Origin of the sequence: Ketobacter sp. GenoA1, from assembly GCF_003671475.1 — a bacterium.
Classification (GTDB): domain Bacteria; phylum Pseudomonadota; class Gammaproteobacteria; order Pseudomonadales; family Ketobacteraceae; genus Ketobacter.
In genome coordinates this window covers 270,299-286,449 of record NZ_RCHM01000045.1, presented here as the reverse complement: position 1 = coordinate 286,449, position 16,151 = coordinate 270,299, and the positions used below count along the sequence as shown (strand labels likewise).

The window sequence follows — 16,151 nt, the reverse complement described above, 5'->3', positions numbered from 1 at the left end:
CATGGAAAGCCTGGATCTTTTCCACACACGGTACGAAGAGAACTATTTGCGGCGAGAGTTGGGTGTGGTCGTAAATGACCCTATTGTCGCTCTGACCGAATTAGTCGCTAATGCTCACGATGCTGGCGCGAGCAAGGTTAACATCATCGTGCCGGAAGACTTTGGCCAGACGCTTGAAGTGCTTGATGACGGTATAGGCATGACCAGTGAGCATCTGCAAACTCGGTGGATGATGATGCGCTACAATCGCCTGCAACACCAAGGCCCCTATGTCGCTTTCCCCGAAGAGAGGAAAAATCTCAAGCGCAAAGCATTTGGTCGCAACGGTATTGGCAGACATGGCTTACTTTGTTTTGGCAATGAATATACGGTCGAAACCTGGCGTGAAGGTTCGTGTACCAAGCTGACAATACGAATCGGCAGTCAAGAAAACCCTTTAGAAGCGGTATCAATGGACTCCGAGCCTCGTGAAGGCCACGGAACCCGATTAACCGTTCCGGTAACCCAAAACCTTTGGACAGGTGAGCGAATTCTGGAGGCGATGGCGACAAGATTTATCTCCATGCCGGACTTTGCCATATACATCAATGGCAAAGAAGTAAAGCTGGATGATCATCCGGGGCTTTTAAGTGAAGAAACGGTCGATATTGCTGGCGCAAGCCTGAAAATCACCATTGTCGATACCAAGCTTTCAAAAAAGAACGCTAAATTTCAGGGCGTGGGGATTTGGGTAGGTGGTCGTCGTGTTGGTGATATGGATTGGCGCTTGGGCTCGGTTTCTTTCGCCGATGCGCGTAGAAAGTTCAGTCTACGATTTGCCGTTATTGTACAAACGGACGACCTGCGAGAAGAAATACTAGAAGATTGGTCTGGCTTTAAGCCTAGAAGCGACCTCGTTAATCAGGTTGCGGAAGGGCTTGCCCAATATATTGCTAGAAAGCGAAAAGAATTATTCAGTTCTGATATTGAAGAAGTCAAAGAAGCCGCCCTCAACACCTATCGTTCCGAGCTTGACGAGCTGCCGCAGCTGGCGCGGAACGAGGTATCTGAATTTATTGATACCATGCTGGAAGACAATCCCGATCTGGACATGAGAGTCCTGCAATTGGCTGTAAAAGCAGCGATCAATCTGGAAAAATCTCACCTTGGCCAAAGTCTGTTGAGTAAGCTGATCAGTATTTCCCATGACGATGTCGATGCCCTGGATCAGCTATTGGAGGAATGGACTGCCAAAGATGCGCTTAAAGCGCTTTCTGAAATCGATGCGCGCCTCAAGGTGATCGAAACCCTCCGACGCCTGTCTGGTGACAAAGATGCGGATGAACTACATACGATACATCCATTGCTACTAAAAGCCCGTTGGATTTTTGGCCCCGAGTTTGAGTCTTCAGAATACTCTTCCAATGTTGGTTTGGTCAAAACCATTGAACAGGTCTTTGGCAAGCGCGTTGATCCTGAGGCTTTCAACAATGCTAAGAAACGACCAGACATTGTGGTATTGAAGGATGCCAGCGTCGGGGCACAGGCATTAGAAGACATCGATGAGGAAGGCCTGCCAACCGTTACTAAAGTTCTCCTGATCGAAGTAAAGCGTGGCGGATTCCCCATTGGCCGTGAAGAAATGAATCAAGCTGATGGTTACGTTCAGGATATTGCCTACAGCGATTTCTTAAGGTCGATTCCGTACGTTAATGCCTTTGTTGTCGGCGAGAGCGTAAAACCAAAAACGGCAACGGACAAAGAAATTAAAGACAGTGATGACCAAAGCAAAAGGATTGGCCGTATCCGGGCTATCACCTTTTCCACCTTGATTGATGCGGCGGATAGAAGATTATTCAGGCTGCGAGAAAAGCTTCAAAAATACAGCTCCATGACAACATCCGAGTTGAAGCAAGCCACCTTATCCATAACACAGTAAAGTGATTTCGGAACAGAGTTAATGACAAGTAAACCAAAGCAAAAGCTCGAACTGACCTGGATTGGTAAAGAGAAAAGACCAAGGTTAGAGCCTCGCATACTGCTGGAAGACAAAGAGCTTTCGTATCGAAGTAATGCCGCTGAGAAGTTGGCGGATGATCTGTTTGCTGACGAAAATGATGCCCCCAAAGCATTCGATGACAATATCTTGATACATGGCGATAACCTGCTGGCGTTAAAGGCGTTAGAACAAAAGTATGCAGAAACTGTAAAGTGCATTTATGTTGATCCACCCTTTAATACGGGCGAGGCATTTGAAAATTATGAGGATGGATTAGAGCATTCCTTATGGCTAACGCTTATCTATCAAAGAATACAGATTCTCTATGCCCTGCTTAAAGATGATGGTCATTTTTTTGTCCATATTGATGATAATGAGCTTGCATATCTAATGATTATTTGTGATGAGATATTTGGTAGGCAGAATAGATGCGCTGTCATCACATTTAAGCAAAGCTCTGTATCAGGGCCAAAAGCTCAAAACCCAGGCTTGGTTACCACATCAAATTATCTGATTTGGTACTCAAAAAACAAAAAGAAATGGAAGCCCAATAGGGTGTTTAAACCCGTTAAACGAGACAGCAGATATAGCAAGTATATAGACAATATCGATGCTCCATATAAAGAGTGGAATCTGGTAAGTCTAAAGGCTGCGTTTGCTCAGTCACTAGGGCTGCAAGTAAAGGATTTAAAGAAAAAATTTGGGGATAAATTAGAGGAGGAGTTAGAGGGATTTGTTTTAAGAGATCCAAGACGGGTTGTTCGTACGGCCAGAGTAAAGGATAAAGACGTAAATGAAGTGGCTCGCAGTGCGTTACAAAACTCTCGAGAAAATGCAGGCGTTTTCAGAGCAGAGAGGGAGGATAAAGATGATTACTATTTTATCGGAGGAGAACAGCTTTTATTTTACTCCAATAAAACTCAGCTCATAGACGGAAAATTTATCACTGGCGAGGCGCTCTCGAATATATGGGACGATTTGCTTTCTAATAATCTGCATAAAGAAGGTGGTGTGAGGTTCCCGAAGGGTAAAAAGCCGGAACAACTTATTAAACGAGTTCTTGACCTTACCACTGAGCCAGGCGATTGGGTTCTTGATTCTTTTGCTGGCTCAGGAACTACCGCAGCGGTTGCTCATAAAATGGGCAGAAAGTGGATAACTATTGAGCTAGGTGAGCAGGCGGTTACCCATATCGTGCCAAGACTAAAAAGAACTATAAATGGAAGCGATCAAGATGGAGTGTCGAAGTCAGTGAATTGGCAAGGTGGTGGCGGTTACCGATATTTCAGGCTGGCGCCCTCGTTACTCAAAAAGGACAACTGGGGCAACTGGATTATCAATAAGGAATACAACGCCGAAATGTTATCTGAGGCCATGTGTAAGCATATGGGCTTTACCTATGCACCGAGCCAGAAGCACTTCTGGATGCACGGCTACAGCACCGAAACAGACTTTATTTACGTCACTACCGGCAGTCTCAGCCAGGATCAGCTTAAAGTGATCAGTGATGAGGTCGGCAAAGATCGCTCCTTGGTAATTTGCTGTAAGGCTTTTATGGCGGACGCCGAGCAATTCCCCAATCTGACGCTCAAGAAAATTCCACAAGCCATTTTGCACAAATGCGAATGGGATCATGATGATTACAGCTTCTCGTTGAATGTATTGCCCGATGAAGAAGAGGAGCAGGATGAAGTCGATCTAGGCGAAGACGAATCTGAAGAAGCACCTGAGTCAGAGAAACAGTCAACAGAGCTATCAGAAGAATAAGAAGAGATGAAGGATTCGTTTTCGATGAATAAAAATGCTGTAAAAGTTGCCAATCAGATTTCGGCCCGCCTTTCGCTGCGTGATCCGCAGCGAGATTCGTTGAATATTCTGGCGGATATTCTGGATCAGATGGAGCTTTCTAAAGATCCGGATCTGAACCGATGGTTGCAAGTGGTGCAAGGACAGTATCCTACGGTAAAGCAGTTTGAACGGGACTTCCCCTCGCTTTGTTTTGCGCTGGCCACCGGGGTTGGCAAGACCCGCCTGATGGGAGCCATGATTGCCTGGCTATACCTGACCGGTAGAAGTCGCCACTTTTTTGTGTTGGCTCCTAACCTTACGATCTACGAGAAATTAAAAGCGGACTTTACCCTGGGTACCCCTAAATACGTGTTTGCGGGTATACCGGAAATCGCCCAAACGCCGCCCGTGGTGATCACCGGCGAGGATTATGAAGATGGCCGAGGGGTTCGACTGGATTATGCGGTGCCGCAAACCCTGACCGGCGATCTGCTGGCCTATGAAACTGCACCCCATATCAACGTATTTAATATCTCCAAGATCAACGCCAAGGAAAACAAAAAAGGTGCGGCCAAGTCCAATATTGCCAAAGTTCGGCGGCTTCAGGAATGTATCGGGGAGTCTTACTTCGATTATCTGGCGGATTTGCCGGACCTGGTGGTGTTTATGGATGAAGCACACCGCTATTATGCCAGCGCCGGCGCCAAGGCCATCAATGACCTTAAGCCGGTATTTGGTGTGGAGCTAACAGCTACGCCAAAAACCACCGGCGCAAGACCGAGGGACTTTAACAATATTGTTTTCCATTACCCTCTGGCCAGCGCTCTTAACGATGGCTACGTAAAGATTCCCGCCGTGGCTACACGTCGGGATTTTCGCGTCGCCGATTACAGCCAGGAACAACTGGAACAAATCAAACTGGAAGATGGCATCCATCATCACGAATACGTAAAGGCCGAGCTGGATATTTATGCCCGCAATACCGGCAGCAAGCCGGTTAAACCCTTCATGCTGGTGGTAGCGCAGGATACCCAGCATGCCAGTCAGCTTAAAGAAACCGTTGAGGCCCTATTTGACGGGCGTTACAAGGGCAAAGTCATCGAGGTCCATTCCAATCAAAGTGGTGAGGAATCAGACGAAGCCATGCAGCGCTTGCTGGCCGTAGAGCATGATAAAGACACGGAAATCGTGATCCATGTGAATAAGCTGAAGGAAGGTTGGGATGTCACCAACCTCTATACCATTGTGCCTCTACGAGCTTCGGCCTCGGAAATCCTAACGGAACAAACCATTGGCCGGGGGCTGCGGCTTCCCTACGGTAAGCGCACCGGCGTTGAATCTGTTGATCGGCTTACCATCATCGCCCATGATCGCTACCAGGATATTATCGACCGGGCTAATGACGACGAGTCCATTATTCGTAAAACCGTGTACATCGGCGATGACGAAAACGCCGATATTCCCGAGCGACGGCCACAGGTCATCACAACACCGTCCATTGCAGAGATTGCTGTCACCGGCAGGCCTGCAACCAACAACGATCAGGAAATCAGAGAGCAGCACCCTGGCTATCATGTGCCTCAATTGGATGTGCGTCGTGCCAAGGTGGCTGAGATTACCTTTAAGGTCATTGAAGAAGAATCTACTCATTTAACCTCCTCAAAAGATCTGGGCAATGAAGCCGTGAAAAGCAAGGTGCTGGAGCGTGTGCAGCGTGTGGTCAGGCAATCTATCCCGCAGCAGGTCTCTCTGGAAGGTATGGAGGACGACTCCGAACTCACCGATGACTCAGTGGCAGAAATCGTCAATAGCGTGACTGATAAGCTGGTTGCGTTAACCATTGATATTCCACAGATCACGGTATTGCCTACTCGTGAAGTCAACTATGGCTTTCAAAATTTTGAATTGACCGGGTTAGATAAGATTAATTTTCAGCCCGTTGCGCAGGAAATTCTGTTGCGCCACCTGGAAGATAACAAGACCACTCGTATTCAATGGGAAAACCAGGAAGCCAAAGAAAAGCGACTGGAAGATTATATTGTTCGCAGCCTGATGGAAATTGACGCCATTGATTACGATGAGCATGCCGATCTTCTTTATCAACTGGCGTTTCAGGTGGTTGTTCGGATCAAGAATTATCTGAACAAAGACCGGGACAAAGTGGAAAATGTCCTGATCTATTGGCAAAAGCAGATCCGGGATTTTATCTGGGCTCAGATGCAGCAGCATGAATGGCGCACGCCGACCGATTATATAGGTAAAGTCACGCAGGGTTTTGAAGTGCTTCGCCCCGCCACGTTCAACCTGGCGGCGGGCGAGAAACCGCGAGACTATCGCGCACCAGTCGAGAACAAACAGCGTGTTAAGCAGATGCTATTTACCGGCTTTGACCGTTGTTGTTATCCCTTCCAGAAATTTGATTCAGTTGAGGGGGAGTTAAGGCTGGCGCAGATTCTCGAATCCGATGAGAGCGTGATCAAGTGGATGAAGCCGGCCTCGGGTCAGTTCCGTATTGAGTATATCAATGGCAAGAACTATGAACCGGATTTTGTCGTGGAAACCACCGACGCCTACTTGATGATGGAACCGAAGCGATCAACCCAAATGGAGCAGGGTGAAGTGGAGCAAAAGGCGAAAGCAGCGGCCAGGTGGTGTCGATTTGCTAATGAGCATGCAGCGAAATGTAGCGGCAAGCCATGGGCGTACCTGTTAATACCTCACGATGCGATTGAGCTGAGTCGGAGTGTTGCCACACTGAAAGCGGAATTTCAGTGGCGTGAGGAAGAATAATTCAAACGGCAGATATACTGCGGCAACTCCGAAAGGATGCGGAATGAATGAGTGAATTGCTGATTCCGTTTGGAATCCACAAGATCACCGGAGAAATTGTCGAACCTGAGGACGCACCTAAAGGGCGCGCCTGCAACTGTTTGTGTCCGGGTTGTAAAGCGCCCTTGTTGTCTCGTCACCCTAAAGAAAAGCGCTATCACTTCGCCCACGACTCACGCCATAAAGATGCAAAGCCTGAAGAAGAGTGTCCTTTTAACTCGGCTGTGGCCGTTGCGATGATGGTGCGTGAAGTTGCGGTTCAATTGGTGGGTGAAGTTCTCGAAACGCCACTATTAGAAGTGACGGAATATCACGCTTGTTGTGGAAACTCCGAGTTGCTTCAAGTCAGTCGCGGCGCAAGTAACACTATCGACAAGGCGCAAGCCAGTGTGAAGGTGTTTGATCATCATGTGGACCTGCTGTTGGAGGTGGGTGGCTATCCAATCCTGGTGGACTTGGTGTACAAGGGTAAACTGCCGATTATGATAGATGAGGGCAAGCTTCAGGATAACAAAGCTGCCCTGTTAACATTGAACTGCGACAGTTTCTCCATTTCCTCGTTGAAAAAAGACCGAAATCTTCGCTTTTCCGAAGCAGTATTGGCATTTGTGTTACGAGAAGGGTTGAGGGACTGGGCTTTTCACCCCAAGACGGCTTCACTGTTGCATCAGGCGAGACGCGATCATCAGTGTTTTAAAGCGGATAGACGCGGCTACTCATCTGGTTGGAGTGGCCATTTTAATCCTGTTGTTCCCGCCAAGCAGAAGCTGCAAACGATCAAGAGAGAGCCCGTGCGCTTTCAATGTGTTATGTGCGGTGTTGAGTGGGTGCACGACTTCAGCCAAGGCTTGCGTTGTCCCAAATGCCAAAGCCACCTATTTGCGAGAGAGCTTAGCTAACCGACCGGCAATCTTTCTCTCAATTTTTAACAACATTCTTTTTTTATAAAAATTTCTGCCCAATCTGAGCATAAAGCCCCTTTTCGGGTCTTTTTGTGAAATTGGATCTTTCTGGCGCTGTGGCACGATTACCTTGAGCGATTTGATTATATCTACCTCAAGGAGAAATCATGAGTAACGAATTTTTCGACGTTGGAAACCCAAGCTCAATTTGTGCCATTGCCGAAGACATAGTTGATGCCAGGCAAGGCTTGTCGGATTTTATGGTGCGTAAAGCATCGTTCGAGACGCTGTGTTCTGTGCTGACGCTGCTTGAATCGGTCCATTCATTAGCTTATTTGGAAGGTAAAATTCACTGCGATAATTATCACGAAGGTAAGCGTTCGTTTAAAGACCTGGGTGAAAGTTACGGCTACTTAAATACCTTTGTAAGGCAGGAGCAGGGCAGTAATACGTTTCGTTTTGGCTATCGACGTCCCACAGGTCAGGGGAGCATTATTCGAGAAAATATTCGTCCTGCCAAAGAGGGGTACACCGAAAACAACTTCAAGCGTGCGGCTCACGACTATGAGAAAGAGCTGGCGATGATGACAGAGGAGCATTATCGCCGTCTGCGTAAAGGTAGCCGAATTGTTCGTAAGGCAATGCGTTTGTTGAAAGGTCACCCGTTGTTGCTTGAGTGTAAGGGTTTGGAGGTGTTGGGTGAATAATGATCAGGAAATCATTCGTCTCTCAGAGCTGCCACGATTGTTTTCAGTCAGTAAATCGTCGATTTATGTATGGATCAAGCAGGGGCTGCTGCCAAGGCCGTTTCGGCTGGGTATCGGATGCAGTGTGATGTTGAGATCAGAAGTGCATGACATATTGTGTTTCTATGCCAGTTGCCCGACCCTGGAAGAGAAAAAGGCGTTTATTGCCAATTTACCTTCTCAGCAAGCCCAGCGTAGGTGACTCTAAACTCTGCTGGTGGTTGATGGGCCTTGCCTACTTTGCGGCTGATTGTTTGGAAAAAATTGGCGAGACTTTTTGCAGTTGGCGTTGATCATCCAGGTAGTCGGCCCACCATTGCATCATGCGAGTCCGTTCATCAAGGTATTCCGCATGATGGGTATACGCGGCTCGAACACCGTTGCGCTCCATATGGGATAGCTGCCGTTCAATGGCGTCGCGGTTAAAACCGACCTCGTTCAAAATCGAAGAGGCTGTTGCCCGGAAACCGTGGGGAGTCACTTTCGATTTGGTGGCATCATTACCTTCGTAACCCAATTTGAAGATGGCCCGGCGCATTGTGTTGTCCGACATGGGGTGTGTTCGGCGACGTTCAGAAGGAAACACCAGATCGTACTTTCCTGAAATAGGTTTTAATTGTTCCAAGATTTTCAGTGCCTGCTGTGACAGAGGGACCAAGTGTTCTGTACCCATTTTCATGCGCGAACCTGGAATGCGCCAAATGGCTTGGTTGAAGTCGAACTCTTCCCAGCGGGCACCCCTGAGTTCACCGGGGCGAAGAAAAGTGAGTACCAGCAACTCGATAGCCAATTTGGTGAGTCTGCGCCCACGCTGCTCATAGGTTTCCAGAGCCCGGAGGAACTCTGGTAATTCATGCTTAGGGAGCGAAGCCCTGTGAGTGGTCTTGCGCTTTTTCCGAACGTCATGTAAATCTGATGCGGGATTGTATTTCAGTCTGCCACTGGTGATCGCAAAACGAAACACGCGGTTAATGTCTTGCAGTACCCTTTTTGCCACATCGAGAGCGTCCCGCTGCTCTATCTGTCGTATGACATAAATAATATCCTGGGGTGAGATATCTTCGATAGCTCGTGCGCCGATGATTGCAAAGCTGTTATCACGTAGCCGTGTCCAGACCCGACTGGCATGATCAGGTGTCCAAGTTCCACTTTGGTGAGACCACCACTCTTTTGCTAAAGCCTGAAAGGTGTTCTCCGAACTTTGTGTTTGTTGGCGTTTGAGCGTCTGCTTCTTTTGTGAGGGATCTATACCGTTCTGGATGTCCTGCTTGGCGTTGCGCCGCGCTTCTCGTGCCTGAGATAGGGTGACTTCTGGGTAAATTCCAATTGAGAACGTTTTTTGTTTTCCCTGAAAGCGATAATTGTAGCGCCAGCATTTGGTGCCATTTGCTTTCACAAGCAGGCGAAGACTTCCACCATCATCAAGCCAGTAATCCTTCTCTTTTGGGGAAGACTGGCGTACCTGAAGGTCGGTAAGTTTTTCCTTGAGATACTTCTTTTGAGGCATTTGCTGGTATCACTCAAAATTGAACTCGAATACCAGCAAAGATACCAGCTTTGAGTGCTGGATCGCAATGGAGTCGATAGGACGACAACGCAATTTGCGCTAAGGAAAAATAGGGGATTTAAGGTGTTTAATGACTTCATCGGAAGTCATTAAACTTGAATATGGTGCCCAGGAGAGGACTTGAACCTCCACGACCGTAAGGCCACCAGCACCTGAAGCTGGCGTGTCTACCAATTTCACCACCTGGGCAGAGGGCCGCTAATTTACGGTCTAACCCGGGTTCTGTCAACTCCCAGTTTAACAAAAATCCCAAATTTGTTTTGCCTGCAGGGGATCTTTCCTTGTAAAAAGGCTACTAACTACCTAAAGTGCCCGAAAGCACCCGCAACCATAGGAAACGTGCATGACAAATTGGTCCTGGTCGGACGACCCGAACCTCGACAAAGAAGCCGAAAAATACGATAACCCCGTGCCCAGCCGCGACTACATCCTGAAGTTGCTTAATGACCGGGGTAAGCCTCTCACCCACCGCCAGATCTGTGCTGAACTCAACCTGCATGATGATGAACCCATTGAAGCCGTGCGCCGCCGCTTGCGGGCCATGGAACGGGATGGGCAATTGTTGTCCAATCGCCGGGGCGCCTACGGGGTAGCGGAGAAGATGGATCTGATTCGGGGGGTGATCATCGGTCATCGTGACGGGTTCGGCTTTTTGAAGCCCGAGGATGGCAGCGATGATCTGTATTTGAGTGCGCGCCAGATGCGTTGCGGTTTTGACGGTGACAAGGTGCTGGCCCGGGCCAGTGGTTTGGATCATCGCGGTCGCCGCGAGGCCACCATTGTGGAGGTGTTGGAGCGCAAAACCCAACGTTTGGTAGGGCGCTACTTCAAGGAAAGCAACATTGGCTTTGTGACCCCGGAAAACCGCCGTATCAGCCAGGATGTATTGATTCCGCCGGACGACACCTTAAAGGCCAAAAACGGCCAGTTCGTGCTGGTGGAGATCACCCAGCCGCCCAGTTACCGGGGGCAGCCGGAGGGTCGTATTATGGAAATCATCGGTGATCATATGGCGCCGGGAATGGAAATCGATGTGGCCATCCGCAACCATGATATTCCCCATGTATGGCCACAAGAGGTGGAGGACGCCGCCCAGCGGTTTGGCTCCGGCCTGCAGCAGAGCGATTACCAGCACCGTTTCGACCTGCGCAAACAGCCGTTTGTGACCATCGACGGCGAAGACGCCAAGGATTTTGACGACGCCGTGTATTGCGAGAAGAAGCGCAGCGGTGGCTGGAAGCTGTCCGTGGCCATTGCGGACGTTTCCCATTATGTGCACCCCGGTGATGCCCTGGATCAGGAGGCCCGCAAGCGTGGCAACTCGGTGTATTTTCCCGAGCATGTGGTGCCCATGCTGCCGGTGAACCTGTCCAACGGCCTGTGTTCCCTGAATCCCCATGTGGATCGGCTGGCCATGGTGTGTGAAATGAGTGTCAGCGCCAGCGGCAAAGTCAGCCGCTACTGCTTTTTCGAGGCAGTGATCTGTTCCCACGCGCGCCTTACCTATAATAAGGTCGGTACTATTCTGCAGCAGCCGGAATCGCAGGAAGGCCAGGATCTGCGCCAGGAGTACCGCAAGATCGTGCCACACCTGGAGGATCTCTACAGCCTGTTCCACGCCTTTCGTGCCCAGCGGGACGAGCGTGGCGCCATTGATTTTGAAACCACTGAAACCAAAATCGAGTTTGGTGAAGATCGCAAGATCGAGCGCATTGTGCCCACCCAGCGCAACGACGCCCACAAAATCATTGAAGAGTGCATGCTGGCGGCCAACGTATGTGCCGCCAAATTCCTGCAGAAGTACAAGTTGCCGGCGCTGTTTCGTGTGCATGAAGGCCCCAAGAATGAAAAGCTGGAGAACCTGCGGGCTTTTCTGAAAGAGCTGAGCATTCCCTTTATGGCGCGCTCGGAGCCCAAGCCTTCCGACTATCAGGAGGTGTTGTCCAGTATCCAGGAGCGCCCCGATTTTGAGCTGATCCAGACTGTAATGCTGCGCTCCATGAATCAGGCGGTGTATTCGCCGGAAAACAAAGGCCATTTCGGCCTGGCCTACGGCGCCTATGCCCACTTTACATCACCCATCCGGCGTTATCCGGATCTGTTGGTGCACCGTGCCATTCGTTACTTTGTCCGCAGTGGCAAGGAAGCCACCAACATCAAGTGCATGCCGGGCGCACCGGTGATTCCCCAGCAGAAGATTCTGCCCTATGACGCCGCCGCCATGGTGGAGTTGGGGGAGCAGTGCTCCATGACCGAGCGCCGGGCCGATGAAGCCACCTGGGATGTCATTGGCTGGCTGAAGTGCGAATACATGAGCGATAAGATCGGTGATGTGTTCAAGGGCATCATTTCCGGCGTCACCGGTTTTGGCCTGTTCGTGGAGCTGAAGGACATCTACGTGGAAGGGCTGGTGCATGTCAGTTCCCTGACCAGCGATTATTACCACTTTGATGAAGTGCGGCATCGGTTGGTGGGGGAGAAGAGCGGCCTGGCGTTCGCGCTGGGGGATGAAGTGACCGTCAGTGTGGCGAAAGTGGACCTGGACGACCGCAAGCTTGATTTTGAATTGCTGGCAGGGGGTAAGCGGGCCCGCTGGAGCAAGGAAAACCCCAAACCGGAATCCAAATCCCGTCGCGGCAAGAAAGAGGCGGGCAAGGGTACTGGCAATGGGGCAGGCAAAGGAGCCGGCAAGAATCCCAAAGGGGGTAAAAAGGCGGGCACCCAACGGCATGAGGTGGCCAAGCAGGCCACCAAGAAATCCCGCAGCAAGCCCAAGCAAGGGAAAAAGAAAAAGCGATAGCATATGTCCAAAGCAGAATGGTTGTATGGAATCCATACCGTCACCGCGGTGCTGAACAAGCACCCGGAGCGGGTATTGGAGATCAGGGTTCAGGAAGGACGCGACGAGCGCCGCCTGGATGCGGTTCTGACGCTGGCGCGACAGTTGGGTGTGGCGGTTCAGCAGGTTAATAAAAAATCCATGGATCACCAGTTTGCCGAGGCCAATCACCAGGGCCTGGCGGCCCGTTGCCGGCTGGCCGCAGCACTGGATGAGCATGCCTTGTTTGATTTGCTCGATCGCCTGCAGGAGCCGCCGTTTTTGCTGATTCTGGATTCCGTGACCGATCCCCATAATCTGGGGGCGGTGTTGCGCAGTGCCGATGCGGCGGGCGTGCATGCGGTGATTACCACCCGGGACAAGTCCGTCGGCCTGACCCCGGTGGTGCGCCGGGTGGCGGTAGGGGCAGCGGAAATTATGCCGTTTGCCCAGGTCACCAACCTGGCCCGCTTACTGAAACAGTTGCAGGAGCGGCAGATCTGGGTGGTGGGAACCGAGCTGGATGCAACCGCTGCCAATCTTTACACCACCGACCTCAAGGGGCCGCTGGCGCTGGTTATGGGGGCGGAGGGGCCGGGCCTGCGGCGTCTGACCCGGGAGCATTGCGATCAATTGGTGTACATTCCCATGCAGGGAGACGTGCAGAGCCTGAATGTCTCCGTCGCCACCGGTGTCTGCCTGTTCGAAGCCCTGCGCCAGAGACGGTCCTTCTCGTAGCGCTTCTGTCTCGTAAAGCTTCTGTTGTTTTTCCAGGTAACCTCCTATAGAATTCGCGATCCTTCGCTCTCCGTGAGTGAAGAGCAATAAGTTAGTAAGCATTAACTCCTTGCCTTACCCAGCTTGATGGGGAGGCTATAATCCGTAAGGAGATGTCATGAGACATTACGAAATCGTTTTTATGGTTCACCCTGATCAGAGTGAACAGGTTCCCGGTATGGTCGAGCGTTACAAGGGCCAGATCCAGGAAGGTGGTGGTCAGATCCACCGTCTGGAAGACTGGGGCCGCCGTCAGTTGGCTTATCCCATCAATAAAATCCACAAGGCTCATTATGTTCTGATGAACATCGAATGTTCCCAGGACGTTCTGGATGAGCTGTCCAGCGCCTTTAAATTCAACGATGCTGTATTGCGCAACATGGTGATTCGCCGTGATGAAGCCGTTGCTGAGCAATCTGTTCTGGCCAAGGCCAACGAGAAAGATCGTGGCGAATCCTCTTACCGCGGTGAGCGGGCGGAATCCAGCGATGATCGCAGCAATGACAGCAGCGATGACAGCGACAGCAGTGATGAAGAAGAGACAGACTCCGAAGAATAATCGGATCTGGTTGAACCGCTGAGTGGAAATCAATCAACTGGTTCTGAGTGGCACCGTAACGGAAATCAAGGGTTTACGTTACACACCAGCCGGTGTTCCCCATTACAGCTTTATGTTGGAACACCGATCCCGTCAGGAAGAGGCGGGTGCCCCACGGGAAGTGCTTTGCCGGATTAAGGTAGAGGCACGGGGACAAGGCATCACCACACAGTGTGAAAGCCTGTCCGTCAGTGATCGGGTGCAGGTGAGCGGGTTTCTGGCCCGGGTCAGTTACAAGGATACCTCGGCAACCCAACTGGTGTTGCACGCTCAGCAAATTGAATTGCGTTAAGTGGGCTGCTTAGTCAGCTGATTAATTAAGTACAGGAGCCAACCATGGCACGTTTTTATCGTCGCAGAAAGTTCTGCCGTTTTACCGCTGAAGGCGTAACCGAGATCGATTACAAGGATCTGGATACCCTGAAAAACTACATTACCGAAACTGGCAAAATCGTACCCAGCCGCATCACCGGCACCAGTGCGAAGTACCAACGTCAGCTGGCCCGTGCTGTTAAGCGCGCCCGTGCTCTGGCTTTGTTGCCTTATTCTGACTCACACAAGTAACCAGGCTTAGGCCAGTAGTATGTTGATGCTGGCAAAGTGGGTCATGGGCGGGCCCTTGCAGGCGCTCGCTGCAGCCGTGATTCTGGCCATGTTGCCAGGGTTGGGGTGGGCCTCAGCCGCCGTAGTGGCGCTGGTGGCCCTGAGAAAGAACCTAAGTGACGCCGCGCTGCCGTTGGTGGGTGCGTTGTTGGTTGCGGTGCTGGTGCACTGGGCCGCCGGGGACATTACCCAGGCCGGCACGGTCATCGCGGCGCTGGCGGCAAGCCTGGTGCTTGCCGCTACCCGCTCCCTGGCGTGGGCATTGCTGGCTTTGGGTGGCTGTGCCGCAGCCTACATGGCGCTGATGTTGAATCTGGCGCCCGCCACGATCAACGAACTGGTGGCATTGTTTCAGCCAACCTACGACGACTTCGTGGTACAGCTGAAGCAGGCTAATCCGGAAGCCGAAACCCTGTTCGAACAGCTTGAGGCTCGGAACGTGGTGGTGGAAGGCATGGTGTGGGTGACCACCGTCGGTGCAACCGCAGCGTTGTTGCTGGCCCGCTGGCTGCAGGCCAGGCTGTACAACCCCGGTGGGTTTCGCCGCGAGTTTCACAGCCTGCGCCTGATGCCGGCGGTGGCAGCGGCCCTGGCGTTGATTCTGTTGCTGGGGCAGAACTACCCACAAGCGCGACTGGTGCTGCCTTGTGTGGTGGTGCCGATGCTGATGGCGGGGTTGGCTCTGGTGCACGGCGTGTTGGGGGCCAAACCCAACAACGGCCCTATGCTGGTGTTCTTTTACGTGGGGCTGATTCTCACATCCTGGTTCGGGATGATGATATTGGTCTCAGCGGCTGTAATAGACAGTTTTGTTGATATTAGAAATCGAATTCAAAAGAGGTATGAGTGATGGAAGTCATCTTATTGGAAAACAACCGCAACCTGGGTGAACTGGGTGACAAGGTAAACGTTCGTGCCGGCTACGGCCGCAACTTTCTGATCCCTCAGGGTAAGGCAGTGCCTGCCACAGAAGCGAACATCAAGCACTTTGAAGAGCGTCGCGCCGAGCTGGAAAAAGCAGCTGCAGACAAACTGGCTGCAGCCCAGGGGCGTGCCGACAAAATCACCGAGCTGGCCAGCGTCACCATTCCGGCCAAATGCGGAGACGAAGGCAAGCTGTTTGGTTCCGTTGGAACCCGCGATATTGCTGATGTCATCACTGCGGCCGGTGTTGAAGTGACCAAAGCCGAAGTGCTGATGCCCACTGGTGCAATCCGCAATACCGGTGACTACGAAATTGATCTGCAGATTCACAGCGATGTGACGGCAACGATCAAGGTATCTGTTGTTCCTGAGTAAGCCCCTGGCTTGCGTCTGACGGCTGCGGCCGTGGGCGCCGGTTAGACCGGTTCAGTGACTCAGTCATGCCTGCGATAAAACTCTGGTACCCCTTTGGGTGCCGGAGTTTTGTTGTTTCTGAAAACGCGTTTCCGGCGGCGCAGTCGTTGCCTGTTCCCGGGTGCGGATTCTCTGCAATGGAGGTTTGCACAGTCTTGCGGCCAGCCGTTAAACTGGGGTTATTCCGATGCCCGTGCACGTTTATAA

14 protein-coding genes and 1 tRNA gene are annotated in these 16,151 nt (G+C 51.2%); 13 read left to right on the top strand and 2 right to left on the bottom strand.

What is annotated here, in order from left to right; translation table 11 throughout:
• The first annotated feature begins 1 nt into the window (after position 1).
• The 6 genes from D9N13_RS21755 (at position 2) to D9N13_RS21730 (ending at position 8,445) form a co-directional block, all read left to right on the top strand.
• On the top strand, positions 2-1,918 hold the full coding sequence (locus tag D9N13_RS21755) for an ATP-binding protein (protein WP_290594076.1): 1,917 nt from the start codon (positions 2-4) through the stop codon (positions 1,916-1,918).
• A 21-nt stretch (positions 1,919-1,939) separates the two neighbouring features.
• Entirely contained in the window at positions 1,940-3,745 is a 1,806-nt protein-coding gene (locus tag D9N13_RS21750; RefSeq protein ID WP_290594075.1) for a site-specific DNA-methyltransferase, read from the top strand.
• A 24-nt stretch (positions 3,746-3,769) separates the two neighbouring features.
• Positions 3,770-6,556: a DEAD/DEAH box helicase gene (locus tag D9N13_RS21745; RefSeq protein WP_290594074.1), complete on the top strand. Its 2,787-nt coding sequence runs from the start codon at positions 3,770-3,772 to the stop codon at positions 6,554-6,556.
• 47 nt (positions 6,557-6,603) lie between these two features.
• Positions 6,604-7,494, top strand: coding sequence for a hypothetical protein (locus D9N13_RS21740; protein WP_290594073.1), 891 nt, complete (start codon positions 6,604-6,606; stop codon positions 7,492-7,494).
• Positions 7,495-7,664: 170 nt separating this feature from the next.
• A complete protein-coding gene (gene mobI, locus D9N13_RS21735) occupies positions 7,665-8,204 on the top strand; it encodes a conjugative transfer protein MobI(A/C) (protein WP_290594072.1) in 540 nt (179 codons plus the stop codon).
• Positions 8,197-8,445, top strand: coding sequence for a helix-turn-helix transcriptional regulator (locus D9N13_RS21730; RefSeq protein ID WP_290594071.1), 249 nt, complete (start codon positions 8,197-8,199; stop codon positions 8,443-8,445). The genes mobI and D9N13_RS21730 overlap by 8 nt, the downstream gene beginning before the upstream one ends.
• Positions 8,446-8,478: 33 nt before the next feature.
• On the opposite strand, the gene D9N13_RS21725 is transcribed toward D9N13_RS21730, so the two are convergent.
• Positions 8,479-9,750, bottom strand: a complete 1,272-nt coding sequence (locus tag D9N13_RS21725; RefSeq protein WP_290594070.1) for a tyrosine-type recombinase/integrase — start codon at positions 9,748-9,750, stop codon at positions 8,479-8,481.
• Between the two features lie 162 nt (positions 9,751-9,912).
• Positions 9,913-9,999: transfer RNA gene (locus D9N13_RS21720), tRNA-Leu, on the bottom strand.
• Positions 10,000-10,153: 154 nt separating this feature from the next.
• Between D9N13_RS21720 and rnr the strand changes: the two genes are divergently transcribed.
• The 7 genes from rnr to rplI all read left to right on the top strand — a co-directional run bounded on the left by rnr (position 10,154) and on the right by rplI (position 15,905).
• The gene (gene rnr, locus D9N13_RS21715) at positions 10,154-12,610 is read left to right on the top strand and encodes a ribonuclease R (protein WP_290594069.1); all 2,457 of its coding nucleotides are present in this window, start codon (positions 10,154-10,156) and stop codon (positions 12,608-12,610) included.
• A gap of 3 nt (positions 12,611-12,613) precedes the next feature.
• On the top strand, positions 12,614-13,366 hold the full coding sequence (gene rlmB / locus D9N13_RS21710; protein ID WP_290594068.1) for a 23S rRNA (guanosine(2251)-2'-O)-methyltransferase RlmB: 753 nt from the start codon (positions 12,614-12,616) through the stop codon (positions 13,364-13,366).
• 157 nt (positions 13,367-13,523) lie between these two features.
• A complete protein-coding gene (gene rpsF, locus D9N13_RS21705; protein WP_290594067.1) occupies positions 13,524-13,964 on the top strand; it encodes a 30S ribosomal protein S6 in 441 nt (146 codons plus the stop codon).
• 22 nt (positions 13,965-13,986) lie between these two features.
• A complete protein-coding gene (gene priB / locus D9N13_RS21700) occupies positions 13,987-14,295 on the top strand; it encodes a primosomal replication protein N (protein WP_290594066.1) in 309 nt (102 codons plus the stop codon).
• A gap of 44 nt (positions 14,296-14,339) precedes the next feature.
• Positions 14,340-14,567 carry a 30S ribosomal protein S18 gene (gene rpsR, locus D9N13_RS21695; protein WP_101895037.1) on the top strand — a complete coding sequence of 76 codons (228 nt, stop codon included), beginning with the start codon at positions 14,340-14,342 and terminating at the stop codon, positions 14,565-14,567.
• Between the two features lie 19 nt (positions 14,568-14,586).
• Entirely contained in the window at positions 14,587-15,456 is an 870-nt protein-coding gene (locus D9N13_RS21690) for a hypothetical protein (RefSeq protein WP_290594065.1), read from the top strand.
• Positions 15,456-15,905 (top strand): 50S ribosomal protein L9, encoded by a 450-nt coding sequence (gene rplI / locus D9N13_RS21685; RefSeq protein ID WP_290594064.1) that lies wholly within the window; start codon positions 15,456-15,458, stop codon positions 15,903-15,905. Before D9N13_RS21690 ends, rplI begins: the two co-directional genes overlap by 1 nt.
• Positions 15,906-16,151 lie beyond the last annotated feature (246 nt).